Source organism: Tardiphaga sp. 866_E4_N1_4 (assembly GCF_052076075.1).
GTDB lineage: Bacteria > Pseudomonadota > Alphaproteobacteria > Rhizobiales > Xanthobacteraceae > Tardiphaga > Tardiphaga robiniae.
On record NZ_CP197242.1, the window covers coordinates 6,823,744 to 6,837,777 of the forward strand.

Consider the following 14,034-nt stretch of genomic DNA (forward strand, 5'->3'; position numbering starts at 1 on the left):
GCGAAGTGACGAAAAGTGACGGCGAAATGCCGGTTTTGCGGTGGCCGTCCTTGCGGCAGCCGCTGGACGTGCTGTTCCTGATCACCTGCGTCCTGCTGACGGCGGATGTGCTCGTTCCGGAAATCTTCGGCAACGGCAAGACCAAGGACTACGCGCTGTGGTTCTGGGCCGGGCGGCAGGTGCTGCATGGTGCGCCGCTCTATGAGGCGAAGACCAATGGTGCGCTGGACTTCATCTATCCGCCGCTGTCGGCAGTTTTGCTGGCGCTCCCGAGCTGGTTCGGCAAGGTCCCGCTTTATCTCTTGCTCTCGATCCTGAATTCGGCGGCCTGGGCGATCACCAGCCAGCTCTCCAATGCCATGACCGGCTCGAAGAAGATTCCGGCGGCGTGGCTCGCGGCGCTGCCGGGCTTTGCGACCATCACCTTCGTGTTCGACATGTACGATCTCGGCCAGCCCAATCTGGTGCTGCTGGCGATGATGCTGCTCGGCTTCTGGTGGATGCAGAAGGATCGGCCGTGGGTGGGCGGCAGCATGTTCGCGCTCGCGACGGCCATCAAGGTGTTCCCGGTGGCGGTGCTGCCTTATCTGTTGTGGCGGCGGCACTGGGCGGCCTCGGCCAGCATGATCATCTGCACGCTGCTGTTGCTCTACGTGGTGCCGGCGCCGTTCCGCGGCTTCGCGCGCAATGCTGCCGAGGTGAAGACCTGGTACACCGAAATGGTCGGCTCCAGCTCCGAGAAAGGCTTCGGCCAGCGCGACGAGCAAAACTGGTCATGGGTGAACCAGTCGATCATCGCGATGACGCATCGCCTGGTGCGGCCGATCGATTATTTCCAGGACGATCGCAAGCGTGGATCGGCCACGATGAACGTGATCGATGTCAGCTACAAAACCGCGAACCTGATCGTGCTCGCAGTCTCCGGTCTGATTGGTCTCGGCTTCATCTGGTCGCTTTTGCCGCGATCGAAACTCACGCCGCGCTCACGTGCCGAAGAACTCGGCGTGCTGTTCTGCCTGATGACGGTGGCATCGCCGCTGGCGCGGCAATATTACTTCATGTGGCTGTTCCTGCCGCTCACGGTGCTGATGCATCGCGCCGCCGATGATCCCCGCCCGAATGTGCGGACCGGGACATGGTGGCTGCTTGGCATTATTGGCGTGCTGATGGCGCTGTCGATCCCGGTATTCCCGGCGATGCTGCAGGCCTGGGGCAATAATCTGCTGGCGACGGCCATCCTCGCAGGCGGGTTGATCTGGCATATGCACCACCCGCCGGTGCTGCTAGATTCCACCGAAGTTCCGGACCATCACGCTTAAGGAAATTCGCCCATGTCCAATACGCAGCTTGCATCCGTTCTCGATCGCGTCGATGCCGATTTCGACAAGGCTCTGGAGCGGTTGTTCGCGCTGTTGCGGATCCAGTCGATTTCCGCCGATCCAGCTTACGCCGAGGACTGCAAGGCGGCGGCAAAGCATCTGGCCGGCGAGATCGAGAGCCTGGGCTTCAACGCCGAGGTACGGCTGACCGCGGGCCATCCCGCCATCGTCGCGACCGCCAAGGGCAACACCGGCAAGCGGCCGCATGTTCTGTTCTATGGTCATTACGACGTTCAGCCGGTCGATCCGCTGAACCTGTGGCACCGTCCGCCGTTTGAGCCGGTCGTCACCAAACATGCCGATGGCCGCGACATCATCGTTGCGCGCGGTGCGCAGGACGACAAGGGCCAGCTCTCGACCTTCGTGGAAGCCTGCCGGGCCTGGGTGAATGTCACAGGCTCGCTGCCGATCGATCTCACCATCTGCATCGAAGGCGAGGAGGAGGTTGGCTCGAAGAATTTCGTGCCGTTCCTCGAAGCCAACAAGAAAGATCTTGCCGCCGATTTCGCGGTGGTGTGCGACACCGGCATGTGGGACCCGTCGACCCCGGCGATCACCACGTCGCTGCGCGGGCTCGTCTATGAAGAGGTGAAGATCACCGCGGCCAACCGCGATCTGCATTCCGGCATCTATGGCGGCGGTGCGCGCAATCCGATCCGTGTGCTGACCAATATTCTCGGCAAGCTGCATGACGACAATGGCCGCATCACCATTCCCGGCTTCTATGATGGCGTAAAGGATTTGCCTGCCGATATTCTGGCGCAGTGGAAGGGCCTCGGTCTCACCGCGGAGACCTTCCTCAAGCCGATCGGCCTGTCGATCCCCGCTGGCGAAAAGGGCCGCGAACTGATCGAACAGATCACGTCGCGCCCGACCTGCGACATCAATGGCATCGTCGGTGGGTACACGGGCGAGGGCTCCAAGACCGTGATCGCCTCGCATGCGTCGGCGAAAGTTTCGTTCCGCATCGTCGAGGGTCAGGACCCCGGCAAGATCCGCGACGCGTTCCGCGCGTTCGTGAAGTCGCAATTGCCCGGCGATTGCACCGCGGAGTTTCTTGATCATTCCAATGCGCCGGCGATCGCGCTCGACTGGAATATGAAGCCGCTGGCGGCGGCGCGCGATGCGCTGACCGACGAATGGGGCAAGCAGGCGCTGCTGATCGGCTCAGGTGCGTCGATTCCCATCGTCGCGGATTTCAAGCGCACGCTCGGTCTGGACTCGCTCCTGATCGGCTTCGGCCTCGATGACGACAATATCCATTCGCCGAACGAGAAGTACGACCTCAAGAGCTTCCACAAGGGCATCCGGTCGTGGGCGCGGATCATTGCGGCGCTGGCGGATGTGAAGAAGTAAGCTGGCAATAGCCGTCATGCCCGGCATGTGCCGGGCATCCACGTCTTAGCCGCGAGCTGAGGCGTGGATGGCCGGGACATCTAGTGAAGCCGCGCTTCGCGCTTTAGCCCGGCCATGACGGAGTGTTGGGATGACGACTGCCTTCGCGTTGACCCACATCAAGGCTTGCGTCAGGCTTTCCTGATCGAAAGACAAAAAAGGGAGGATGCAATGTCCGCAGCCGAAATCGCCAATACTCATTTCTCTGCCGCGATGGCGGCAGCACAGACCGCCGGGGTCGATCAGGACAGCGTCTGTCGCTCCCTCGTGAATCTCGTGGTCTCGAAATATCTGGAGACAAGGACCACGGCTGACGTTCAATCGGAGCTGCGTTTCGTCGCGGACAATTGCGATCCCGACACGGACTTTGCGTTCATGCGGCCGTGATCCCAGGCTCGTCATTCCGGGGCGCCCGCTCTTGCGGGCGAACCTCAGCCACTCCAATCGGAGTGGCGGGGAATCCCGATGTGTTCATCATTGGGAGATTCCGGGTTAGGTCCCGTCTCCTTCGGCGACGGTCCCGCCCCGGAATGACGAGTGTGGCTGACGCGTAAAAAAAAGCCGTCCGGAATTGGACGGCGTTTTTAATCACTGTGTAGAGGTCTGTAACCTCTCTATAGCACCAAATCTCAGGTCTTGTAAGACGGATCGCGGCGGTCGAGCCTGCGTAGCATCGGCGGCCAGACCAGCTTGGTCGAGCGCAATTCGGCCTTGTCAGGGTTGCCCACCAGCGCGGCGTTCTTGTCGATGACGATCTGGTCGACCGGATAGGCGGTCGGGCCGAGCATCCGGGTGCGGACCTGCATGGTGCAGGCGCGTTCCAGGTAATACATGCGCTCGAAGGCCGAGGCGACCGAGCGGCCGACGGTCAGCGTGCCGTGATTGCGCAGCAGCATGGCGTTCTTGGTGCCGAGATCCTTCTGCAGGCGGGGGCGTTCGTCGTGATCGAGCGCGACGCCTTCATAGTCGTGATAGGCGAGTTCGGGGATCACGAGCTGAGCAGTCTGGTTCAGGGGCTGCAGGCCCTCCATGCAGGAGGCCACTGCGGTGCCGTCCGGCGTGTGCAGATGCATCACGCAGCCGGCGTCTTCGCGGACTTCGTGGATTGCCGAATGGATGGTGAAGCCGGCCGGGTTGATGCTGTATTCGCTTTCGGAGAGCTGGTTGCCGTCGAGATCGACCTTGACCAGCGACGATGCCGTGATCTCTTCGAAGATCAGGCCATAGGGATTGATCAGGAAGTGATGGTCGGGGCCGGGCACGCGGGCGGAGATGTGGGTGTCGATGAGATCGTCCCAGCCGTAGAGCGCAACGAGGCGATAGGCAGCGGCGAGATTGACGCGCTGGGCCCATTCGCCCTCACTCATATGCGAGGGCACTTCCTTAAGGCGGGCTTCGGCTGGTGACATGGTGAGTGCTCCCGGATTGACTGGCAGTGTTTTGGCGTTTGGCTGATGCCAGCCTAATCCCGCCCTGTTGCGGCAGCAAGCCGGACGGTTTGCGCGGCAGACATGCTTACCAGGGTGGCAGAAGGCCCGATCGCGACATTCAGGAACTGAAACGCGCGCGATAATCCTGCGGCGTAGCAGAAAGCAATCGCAGGAAGCTGCGTCGCATGGTTTCTTCGGAACCGAAGCCGCAGCGTTGCGAAATGCGTTTCACCGGCAGTTTTGTTTCCGAGAGCAGCCGCCGCGCAGCTTCGACGCGCAATTGCTCGACGGCGCGGGCGGGCGTGATGCCGGTGGCGTCCGCATAGTGCCGGCTGAAGCTGCGTTCGCTCATGCCGGCCTGTTCGGCCAGCATGGGTAGCGAAATGTCGTCGGCGAGATGCTTGCCGATCCAGTCATGCAGCGCGCCGAATTTGTCGTCCGCGGTCTGTAGCGATAATGCCGCGCTGAATTGCGATTGGCCGCCGGGGCGCTTGAGAAACACCACGAGATGACGCGCCACCATCAGCGCGACGCTGCGTCCGAGGTCTTCCTCCACCAGCGCCAGCGCGAGATCGATTCCCGCGGTCACGCCGGCCGATGTCCAGAACGCGCCGTCGCGGACGAAGATCGGGTCGGACTCCACATGCACGTCGGGAAAGCGCTGCGCGAGTTCGGAACACCAGGACCAGTGGGTGGCGGCACGGCGGCCGTCCAGTAGGCCGGTTGAGGCGAGCAGGAAGGCGCCGGTGCAGACCGAGGCGGTGCGCCGCGCCTTGGCCGCGCGCTTGCGCACCCAGGCGACCATAGCGGGATCGGAAGCGGCGGCATGGACGCCGGGACCGCCGGCAATCAACAGCGTGTCGATCGGTTCGGTCTGGCGCGGCAGATCGCTCACGGCGAGGCCAAGTCCGGCAGAGGCGGTCACACTATGGCCGCCGCGCGCGATCACGCGCAGCCTATAGGGCGAAGGTTGTCCCTTGCGCTGCATGATCTCATTGACCGTGGCGAAGACCTGCAGCGGGCCGGACACGTCGAGCAGTTGCACCGACGGGAACGCCAGCACGTCGATAACGCGCGGAACCGTCGCAACAGAGTTTGGCGGAGAACGAGGGATCTTTGGCATGTTCGCCAGACTGTGCCGGGCTAGGTTCGGCTTGTCCATTCACAAATGCTTGGAGCATTCCATGATCCCGCCAGACCAACATCTCCAGATCGGCTCGCTGTTGTTTGAGGGGCTTGACCAGATCGATCTCACCGGCCCGTTCGAAGTGCTGTCGCGGATCCCGAATTCGACCTATCGAATCTATGGCAAGACCACCGATCCCGTGCGCGACTACAGGGGGCTTCGTATTACGCCGGATGCCGCCATTGGCGACGCGCCCCAGCTCGACGTGCTGCATGTGCCCGGCGGCTTCGGTCAGGAGGCGCTGATGGACGATACGGTCGTGCTCGACTGGATCCGCGCACAGGCCGAACATGCGCGCGTCTTCTCGGTCTGCACCGGCGCGCTGATCTGCGGCGCTGCGGGATTGCTGATGGGCCGCCGCGCGACCACGCATTGGGCGTCGTTTCATCTGCTGCGCTATTTTGGCGCAACGCCGGTCAACGAGCGCGTGGTGATCGACGGCGACTGGATATTCGCCGCCGGCGTGACGTCGGGCATCGATGGCGCGCTGCGTCTGGCTGCAGAACTGCGCGGCGACGAGGTGGCGCAGGGAATTCAGCTGTTCATGGAATATGCGCCACAGCCGCCGTTCAACAGCGGCACGCCCGAAACCGCACCGGCGACGGTGCTGGCGCAGACCCGTCAGTCGGTGGCGAAGATCACCGCGCAACGCGAGGTCACCGCACAACGCATCGCGACGAAGCTTGGCATCATCGTGCCGACAGCGGCGGAGTGAGTTGCGCAAGCCGCTTCTAATATGATCGAAAGGATCATGACCATGAACCTAACGCATATCCATGAATTCACCAAAGCGATGCAGCGTAAAGACCTCGACGCCATGCTCAGCCACATGGCCGACGACATCGTTCTGAAGACGCCGCTTGCCGCCGAGCCATTCAAGGGCAAGGCGGCAATCCGTCCGGTGGTGACAGCGCTGCTGGGTGTCGTCGACAGTTTCGATTTCCGCGAAGTGCTGCAGGGGCCTGAACACGTGTCCGCCTTTTTCGGTATCACCGTCGGAACGGAACAGCTGGATGGCGTCGACTACTGGCGTCTGAACGACGCCGGCCTGATCCGGGAAATGACGGTGCTGTGGCGACCGCTGCCGGCGGCGCTGGCCGTCGAGAGGAAGCTCGCGGCAGCATAGGAACGCGTCAGCCCTTCGGCCGCTTCGGTGCCTTGCCGGAGCGGCCGCGTGGCGGCGCTGTGGCGCGCAGCACCTGTCCGACGATGGCGGCGGCCTTGTCGATCTCCTGTTCGTTCCAGGCGGAAAAGCCCATGAACAATCCCTGGCCGGCCACAGGTCCGGTGGAATACATCGATAGCGGGCGGCCGGTCACGCCGAGCTCGGCAAGTCGTGCAGAAATGGCGCGGTCGTCGCGATCGAGATCGAGATGGGCGAGCAACTGCATGCCGCCGGCCGGCGGTTCGATCGTCAGGTGATCGCCGGCATGAACTTGCAGTGCCTGCAGCAGGTGATCGCGCCTGCTGCGATAGACACGCGCCATCTTGCGGATATGCGCCGCGAAGTGACCGTCGTCGATGAATTCGGCCAGCGCATCCTGCACCGGCGCCGGCACAATATGGCTGCCGTGGCGCTGCGCCTTTTCGAACAGGTCGGCAAGATCCGGCGGCACGATGGCGTAGCCGCTGCGCACATCCGCGAACATCGGTTTCGAGAACGTGCCCACATAGAACACGCGGCCGCTGTCATCGAGGCCCTGCAGGGCGGCGACGGGGCGGCCGTCATAGTGGAATTCGCTGTCATAGTCGTCCTCGACGATGGCAGCTCCGACGTCATTAGCAAATGCAAGCAATTGCTGCCGCCGGCTCACAGGCATCAGCCGTCCGGTGGGATGCTGATGCGACGGGGTCACGAAGATCAGCCGCGGGCGATCGCGCCGGCCTCTGATGGAGAGGCCGCTGCCATCCAGCGAAATGCCGCGCATGGTCGCGCCGGCCGCATTGAGCGCCGCATATGCGCCGCCATAGCCGGGGCTTTCGACCCAGGCGAGATCGCCGGCATCGAGTAACACGCGCGCGATGAGTTCAAGCGCAGACTGCGCCGATGGCATCAGGATGATCTGTCGTGCCTCGGCCCGCACGCCGCGATAGGCGATGAGATGGCGGAGCAGGGCGTTGCGCAACGAGGCGCGATTGATGGCGGGATCGCCGGTCGATCCGCGTCGCGCCGCGCGGCGCAGGCAGCGCGCCCAGATGTCGTGGGGAAATAGCCGCGCATCTGCCAGCGCCGGGGCCAACAGCAGTGGCCGCCCTTTGTTGATGAACGGCCAATCCGATTTCTGCACGCGCTCGGCCCAGCGCGACAGGCCGAGCGGCTTCGCTTTCTTGGCTGCAATGTTGCGCCCGGTCAGCAACGCCTTGCGCTCGGCGGCAGCCACCGTCGGGCGTCGTCCCTGCGCGACATCGAGATAGCCTTCCATGGCCAGCTGATCGATGACCACGGAGACGGTGTTGCGTGCGAGGCCGAGCTGCAGCGCGCAGTCGCGGCTCGACGGCAGACGATGGCCCGGCGGCAGTGCGCCGCTCAGGATTGCCGCGCGGAGCTGATCATAGAGCTGCCGCGTCAGCGTCTCGCCGCTCGCGGATCCGCGCGCGATATCGATCAGCCCCGCGAGAATGTCGCCCATCAAACTGGCTCAGTCATTTTTACTGGAATGGATCTTTGATTGGGGCCAGTAAAACCTAGTGTCCTCGGTCTGTCGAGTGCGTCATGCACCGAAGCCGTGAGATGAAGCCATGTCCGAACACCCCCTGTCGCGCCGCACGGCGCTGCTTTTGTTTGCCGTCGTCGTGACCATGTGGGGGCTGAACTGGACGCTGACGAAATTTCTGGTGCAGCACATTTCGCCGCTGTGGTCTGTGGCGATCCGCGCCGTGGTGGCCACGCTCGCTCTTGCGGCGATTACGCTGGCACGCCGACAATTCATCGTGCCGCGGCGCGGCGACATGCCTGTGATCGTCAGTGTCGCGGTGCTGCATATGGGCCTATTCTCGGTGCTGGTTGCCTTCGGCCTGCAATTCGTCCCGGTCGGGCGCTCCATCGTGCTCGGCTACACCACGCCGCTCTGGGTCGCGCCGGCCGCTTGGCTGCTGCTGCGTGAGCCTGTTCCGCGAGAACGTCTGGCAGGCATTGTGCTGGGGCTTGCCGGCATCGCGGTCATGTTCAACCCGTCGGCATTCGACTGGAGCAACGGCAATGCGCTGATCGGCAGTGGGCTGCTGTTGCTCGCGGCTTTGTGCTGGGCGGCGAACATCGTCTATGTCCGCGGCCACCGCTGGATCTCCGAGCCGTTTCAACTGGTGTTCTGGCAGGCGCTGCTCGCGAGTGTGCTGCTGACAGTGCTGGCGCTGATCCGCGAAGGTGTCCCCGATATCGCATGGACGCGCGAACTTGTCGGCGCTCTGCTGTTCGGCGGGATCTTCGGCACGGCGCTGGCGCATTGGGCGATGGTGATCATCAACCGCAGCCTGCCGGCGACCATCACGTCGCTCGGCCTGCTGGCAACGCCGGTGATGGGCGTCGCGATCTCCGCACTGGTGCTGGGCGAGGCGATCGAGCTGTCGCTGATCGCCGCCATGGCCATGATCCTTGGCGGGATTGTCATCGGAACGATATCGCGCCGGAAGCCAGATGTTGTGCCGACAACGCAGCCTATCCCAGTTGCCGCCCGACCATCTCGCCAATCGCCGTGAACACCGTCTCCAATTGCGGAGCGGTCGGCGTGCCGCCCTGCGTATAGGCGGCGATGACGACGGGCTGGTCCGGCTTCGGCCAGGTCACGGCGATGTCGCCGGCGGCGTCCTTGCCGTTGTTGCCGGTCTTGTCGCCGATCTTCCATGTCTTCGGCAGCCCGGCGCGCAGGCGCTTTTCGCCGGTCTTGCAGTTCACCATCCAGTCGGTGAGCTGATCGCGCGACGTGGGCGTCAGCACATTGCCGGTGACGAAGCGTTTGACGTTGCCGGCCATCGCGGCGGGTGTGGTTGTGTCCTGCGGATTGCCGGGTCGTGAGCGGTTCAATAGCGGTTCGTTGTGATCGAGGCGCGAGACGCCGTCGCCTGTCCTGTTCCAGAAGGCGGTGAGGGCGGCCGGACCGCCGACGCGCGCCAGCAGCATATTGGCGCAAGTGTTGTCGCTGAGCTCGACGATGGCCTTGCACATGTCGGCCACCGACAGCGCGCCCTTGGCAAGATTGTCGCGCGCGACCGGTGCGTATTGCAGAAGGTCTGCAGCGGCATAGGCGATCATCTGATCGGGCTTGTCTTCGCCGCGGTCGATGCGGGCGAGAACGCAGGCGGCGAGCGAGGCCTTGAACGTGCTGCACATCACGAAGCGCTCATTGGCGCGCCACGCGATCTTTGCGCCCGTCTTCAGGTTCTCGGCATAGACGCCGATCCGCCCGCCGGCGTCGTGTTCATAGGCTTGCAACGCCGCCGGTGCGTCCTTTGCCGCTTCCTTTGCAGCTTCTTTGGCAAAGGCCGGCCAGGCCATGAGCGCCGGCGCAGACGCCAGCAATGTTCGTCGATTGATCATCATGGCGTGTCATTCGCGGGCGAAGAGGGAGAATTGATGGCGGGCGATTGCGGATCGGCAATTTCGCGGGGAAGGGGATTGCGCTACACTGTGATTCTGGCGCGGCCCACGCCTCCCCCCTCCAGCGGGAAAGTATCGATCATACCGGGCTCTCTGATCACCGAACCAACTGTTCGAGCATCAAGCATAAGGAGGGGTTGTGACAACGCTCGCACCAGGAGGTTCTCACAATGCGTCTTTCTGCGCCTGTTTATCAATTGAAGCGCAAGGCCAGGCTTCTCTCCCGCGCCGATAACATTCCGCTGCACGAGGCACTTGATCGGATCGCCGTGCGAGAAGGCTTTGCTGCCTGGAGCCTGCTCGTGGCGCGGATGTCCTCGGTGACGCCTGCAGTGAAACTGTTCGAACAACTGTCTCCCGGCGATCTCGTGCTGGTCGGTGCGCGCCCGGGCCACGGCAAGACGCTGATGAGCCTGAAGCTCGCCGTAGAGGCGATGCGATCCGGCCATCGCAGCGTGTTTTTCTCGCTGGAATACGCTGAAAAGGACGTGCTGGACCGTTTCAGTGCCATCGGCGTGGAGTGCGCGCGTTTCGATACTCTGTTCGAATTCGACAATTCCGACGAGATCTGCGCCGACTATATCGCCCGGAAACTGGCGGACGCGCCGCGCGGCACGCTTGTGGTGATCGACTATCTGCAACTGCTCGATCAGAAACGCGAGAACCCGGCCTTGATGGTGCAGGTGCGCGCGCTGCAGTCATTCGCCAGGGAGCGGGGGCTGATCTTCGTCTTCATCTCGCAGATTCACCGGTCGTACGATCCGGCCGTGAAGCCGTGTCCCGATCTGGACGATGTCCGGTTGCCGAATCCTGTCGATCTCGGCCTGTTCAGCAAGACGTGTTTTCTGAACAACGGCAACATCAGGTTTCAGGCGGCGCGTTAGTCAACGACGCGGGCCGACACGGGCCATGAACAACAAGAGTCGTCATGGCCGGGCTTGTCCCGGCCATCCACGCCTTTCATGGTCGCCAAGACGTGGATGCCCGGCACAAGGCCGGGCATGACGAAAACTTGGAACTTAGTACTAACGCAGAATTTTACGGCGCGGGGATCGCGAGCAGGCTCGAAATGCTGCTGCCGCGGATGTCGTAGACTTTGGCGAAGACGACGTCGTCGCGCTTGATCTCGGCAATCACGGGGGCGGTGAGGCCCTTGCAGTAGAACTCGCCAAGCGTCATCGCAAAGTCGGCCGACTGGCTGTCCCAGCCGATGGTGAAGTCGGGACCGAGCGCGACCTGTGCCGGACGCTGCGGGCCGCACACGGCGACCTTCCACTTGCGGCCGACCGGCGGGCTTTCCTGGCGCTCGACGATCTGCTCGCGCAGGGCATCGGAGGCCTGCTTCAGCGCAAGGCCCCAATAGTCCAGCATGTACAGCGCATCTGCCTGGCGAACGGTGCCGGCGATGTAGTTGAAGTGGGTGTACTGATACGGATGCAGCCGGATCATCTCGGCCGTCGGCAGCATCAGGCCGAAGGAGAACACGGCGACGGCAGCCGCTTGCGCGCCGCGATGATTGACGCGCAGCCAATCCATCAGCGCCGCGAAAGCCGCGCCGCCGAGCACCGCCATCGGCGGGAGCACGAAGATGAAATGCCGGATGCCGTTATACAGCGCCGGGCGCTTCACCATGGCGATCACCAGCGGCAATGTGGCGGCAAAGGTCAGCATCAACAGGATGGTCTTGCGACGCGCCGGCACGGTGTCGCGCGACAACGACATGATGGTTAGCGCGATGCCGCCGAAGGTGAGGCTGAGCAGCACTTCCGGAAGCTGCAAGGCGAACAGCGTCGGCAGATAGGACCACGGCATGTCCGGCACCGAGATCATCGCGCCGTCGAACATCTCCTTCCACGGTTTCTCGAAGAAGTGAGAGAAGTAGCCCAGAGCGCGCAGCGGATTGGCGGGCTCGAGAATCGACCACGGCCAGATCAGGCCCATGATCAGATAGCCGAAAGCGAGGCCCGGCAGCAGCACGTAAAGGACATGCAGCAAGCGATGCACGCTCTCGCGGATGCCGTTGGCGCGCACATCCTCTATCCACAGCGGCATGAAACCGATCACTGCGTAGATCAGCGTGAGGCCGGCGAGAATGCGACAGCCGATCGCGCAGCCGGCGCCGAGGCCGAGGATCAGGACCGTGCGCGGCGACGGATTCGGATATTCCTGCGCAAGGCGCACCAGCCCGAGCATCAGGATGACCATCGCCACGGCGAAAGGCGCATCCTTCGGGTTCATGAACATATGGCCGTAGAAGGTCGGGCACAGCGCCAGCAGCAGCAGCGTGGCGAGGCCGCCCACGGGGCCGGCGACCCGGCGGCCGAGACGCCAGGTGACGCCGAGGCCGATGACGCCGACGATCGCGCCGAGCAGGCGTCGCGTCTCGAACAGCTCCAGCGGGATGATCTTGTGCAGCAGCGCGGCGGCCATATCGAAGCCGCCGCCATACATGTAGAGATTTGCAAACGACAAAGCGCCGGTGTCGGTGAAGCCCGACCCGTACATCTTCAATAGAAGATCTGCATATTCAGCGTGAGTATAGTCGTCCCATCCGAGACCGTAGTCCCGGAACGTGAAGCTTGCGACGATAATGATAACGACAAGCGCCAGGATGGCGAGGTCGTCACACGTCCGTTCCACCGAGCGCCTTACTGGCGTGTCGATGGCCGCAGTCGTAATCGATGACATGGCGATGGATAACCCGGTGTCCCCAATGGCTCGGCTTTAGCGCTCTTTGAGCCTCGTTTCCCCGGCATCCATATAGCGCACTTCTCTTTTGAAGTAATTGAGAATTGTGGCTGAAGTTTCTTAATGCGTCGCAACAAACAGGACAAGGTAAAAGCTTTACCGTTTAGGGATAGATCGGCGTCGGCTGTCCCAAACCTGTTGTCTCCGGTGGAAGAAAACTCTCCCCAAAACCTACCACCAGGCCGATGTACAAGGGATGAACGCAAAATGCCGTTTGGCGGTGCACGCAATATGACGCTATCGTGGCACCCATGACGAGACTCGCGAGTGGTCCGTCGAGGAGTTCGAAGACTATGAAATTGCTGCTGATTGCCGGGATCGGGGTCATTCTGGCGGGCCTTGCCGCGATCGGCTTCGGCATTCCGGTCAAGGAATTCGGCTTCGGCAATACCCTGATCCTGACCGGAACGGTCGGCGCCTGCACCGGCCTGATCATGGTGAGCATGGCGCTCGCCGTCGGCGAGCTGAAGAAGTTTGGGCCGCAGGGCGAAATCGATGAACCGGTTCCGTCGCCCCGGCTGCCGCGCCGGGAACTGAAGCTGCCGCCGGTTCCGGGGGAGGACGCAGAGGAGGCGGATGACGCGCCCGCGCCGGCCCCGCTGTTCAGCCGTGACCAGCCGGCTGCGCGAGCTGCCGTTCCGGAGCCAGGTGTTCCCCCGTGGCAGGACGAAGTGCTGCGCGACCGTGAGCGGCTTGCGTCCGCTGCCGCCGAGGCACCGGTGCCTGAGGAGCCGAAGCGTCGCAATCTGCTTTTCCAGTCGTCGCGCCGGGAGCGGGAGAGGGCCGAGGCAGCTGCCGCATTCGAGGCGGCCATGCCAACGCCGGAGGCGCCCGCCGAGCAGCCGAAGAGTTTCGAGGATGCCTGGCCGCAGCCGGATCGGTCGCGCTCCGACGCGATCCGCCGCGCCGCCCGTACCTCGTCCTCGCCAAGCGACAAGCTGCCCGATGCCGCGCTGATTCCGGATCGCTACGTTTCGCCGACGCCGGCTGAAGAGCCGTCGCAAGCACCGGACGTCACCGTGCTGAAATCGGGGGTCGTCGACGGCATGGCCTATTCGCTGTATTCCGACGGCTCCATCGAGGCGCAGATGCCCGAAGGCATGATGCGCTTCGCCTCGATCGACGAGTTGCGTGAGCATCTGGACAACAGGGGCTGACGCCGCCCAGCCATTTTCCGTTGGCGGTCACTTTCAGCTGATCTCGACTAATCTTGCAACGCAGAAATGAAACCGGCGCGCTATACGTTGTTATTGCCCTTGTGGCTGTAATGCCCGCATGATTGTCAAGTAAAGTGCGGCTCCA

General features: G+C 63.1%; 13 protein-coding genes. 8 read left to right on the top strand and 5 right to left on the bottom strand.

Annotation, left to right across the window (positions count from 1 at the left end; translation table 11 throughout):
* Positions 1-26 precede the first annotated feature (26 nt).
* The 3 genes from AB8B20_RS32410 (at position 27) to AB8B20_RS32420 (ending at position 3,161) form a co-directional block, all read left to right on the top strand.
* Positions 27-1,319, top strand: a complete 1,293-nt coding sequence (locus tag AB8B20_RS32410) for a glycosyltransferase family 87 protein (RefSeq protein ID WP_439073000.1) — start codon at positions 27-29, stop codon at positions 1,317-1,319.
* Positions 1,320-1,331: 12 nt separating this feature from the next.
* Positions 1,332-2,735 carry a M20/M25/M40 family metallo-hydrolase gene (locus AB8B20_RS32415; protein ID WP_439071149.1) on the top strand — a complete coding sequence of 468 codons (1,404 nt, stop codon included), beginning with the start codon at positions 1,332-1,334 and terminating at the stop codon, positions 2,733-2,735.
* Positions 2,736-2,945: 210 nt separating this feature from the next.
* The gene (locus tag AB8B20_RS32420) at positions 2,946-3,161 is read left to right on the top strand and encodes a hypothetical protein (protein ID WP_184515462.1); all 216 of its coding nucleotides are present in this window, start codon (positions 2,946-2,948) and stop codon (positions 3,159-3,161) included.
* 242 nt (positions 3,162-3,403) lie between these two features.
* Here AB8B20_RS32420 and AB8B20_RS32425 read toward each other — a convergent pair whose 3' ends face one another.
* Positions 3,404-4,183, bottom strand: a complete 780-nt coding sequence (locus AB8B20_RS32425; RefSeq protein ID WP_439071150.1) for a class II aldolase/adducin family protein — start codon at positions 4,181-4,183, stop codon at positions 3,404-3,406.
* Positions 4,184-4,322: 139 nt separating this feature from the next.
* Positions 4,323-5,327 (bottom strand): GlxA family transcriptional regulator, encoded by a 1,005-nt coding sequence (locus AB8B20_RS32430; RefSeq protein WP_439073001.1) that lies wholly within the window; start codon positions 5,325-5,327, stop codon positions 4,323-4,325.
* A 61-nt stretch (positions 5,328-5,388) separates the two neighbouring features.
* On the opposite strand from AB8B20_RS32430, the gene AB8B20_RS32435 reads away from it, so the two are divergent.
* Both AB8B20_RS32435 and AB8B20_RS32440 read left to right on the top strand, forming a co-directional pair.
* Positions 5,389-6,105 carry a DJ-1/PfpI family protein gene (locus tag AB8B20_RS32435; RefSeq protein WP_439071151.1) on the top strand — a complete coding sequence of 239 codons (717 nt, stop codon included), beginning with the start codon at positions 5,389-5,391 and terminating at the stop codon, positions 6,103-6,105.
* A gap of 36 nt (positions 6,106-6,141) precedes the next feature.
* The gene (locus AB8B20_RS32440; protein ID WP_439071152.1) at positions 6,142-6,516 is read left to right on the top strand and encodes a nuclear transport factor 2 family protein; all 375 of its coding nucleotides are present in this window, start codon (positions 6,142-6,144) and stop codon (positions 6,514-6,516) included.
* Between the two features lie 7 nt (positions 6,517-6,523).
* Here AB8B20_RS32440 and pdxR read toward each other — a convergent pair whose 3' ends face one another.
* Entirely contained in the window at positions 6,524-8,020 is a 1,497-nt protein-coding gene (gene pdxR / locus AB8B20_RS32445) for a MocR-like pyridoxine biosynthesis transcription factor PdxR (RefSeq protein WP_439071153.1), read from the bottom strand.
* A 109-nt stretch (positions 8,021-8,129) separates the two neighbouring features.
* Here pdxR and AB8B20_RS32450 point away from each other — a divergent pair, with 109 nt between their 5' ends.
* On the top strand, positions 8,130-9,086 hold the full coding sequence (locus tag AB8B20_RS32450; protein ID WP_439071154.1) for a DMT family transporter: 957 nt from the start codon (positions 8,130-8,132) through the stop codon (positions 9,084-9,086).
* Here the strand turns inward: AB8B20_RS32450 and bla are convergent.
* On the bottom strand, positions 9,046-9,927 hold the full coding sequence (gene bla, locus AB8B20_RS32455) for a class A beta-lactamase (protein WP_439071155.1): 882 nt from the start codon (positions 9,925-9,927) through the stop codon (positions 9,046-9,048). The two genes, AB8B20_RS32450 and bla, sit on opposite strands and share 41 nt — an antisense overlap.
* Before the next feature lie 227 nt (positions 9,928-10,154).
* On the opposite strand from bla, the gene AB8B20_RS32460 reads away from it, so the two are divergent.
* Positions 10,155-10,868 (top strand): DNA helicase, encoded by a 714-nt coding sequence (locus tag AB8B20_RS32460; protein WP_439071156.1) that lies wholly within the window; start codon positions 10,155-10,157, stop codon positions 10,866-10,868.
* Between the two features lie 154 nt (positions 10,869-11,022).
* Here the strand turns inward: AB8B20_RS32460 and AB8B20_RS32465 are convergent, their stop codons facing one another.
* Positions 11,023-12,672 carry a glycosyltransferase family 39 protein gene (locus AB8B20_RS32465; RefSeq protein ID WP_439071157.1) on the bottom strand — a complete coding sequence of 550 codons (1,650 nt, stop codon included), beginning with the start codon at positions 12,670-12,672 and terminating at the stop codon, positions 11,023-11,025.
* Positions 12,673-13,025: 353 nt separating this feature from the next.
* On the opposite strand from AB8B20_RS32465, the gene AB8B20_RS32470 reads away from it, so the two are divergent.
* On the top strand, positions 13,026-13,889 hold the full coding sequence (locus AB8B20_RS32470; protein ID WP_439071158.1) for a hypothetical protein: 864 nt from the start codon (positions 13,026-13,028) through the stop codon (positions 13,887-13,889).
* Positions 13,890-14,034 lie beyond the last annotated feature (145 nt).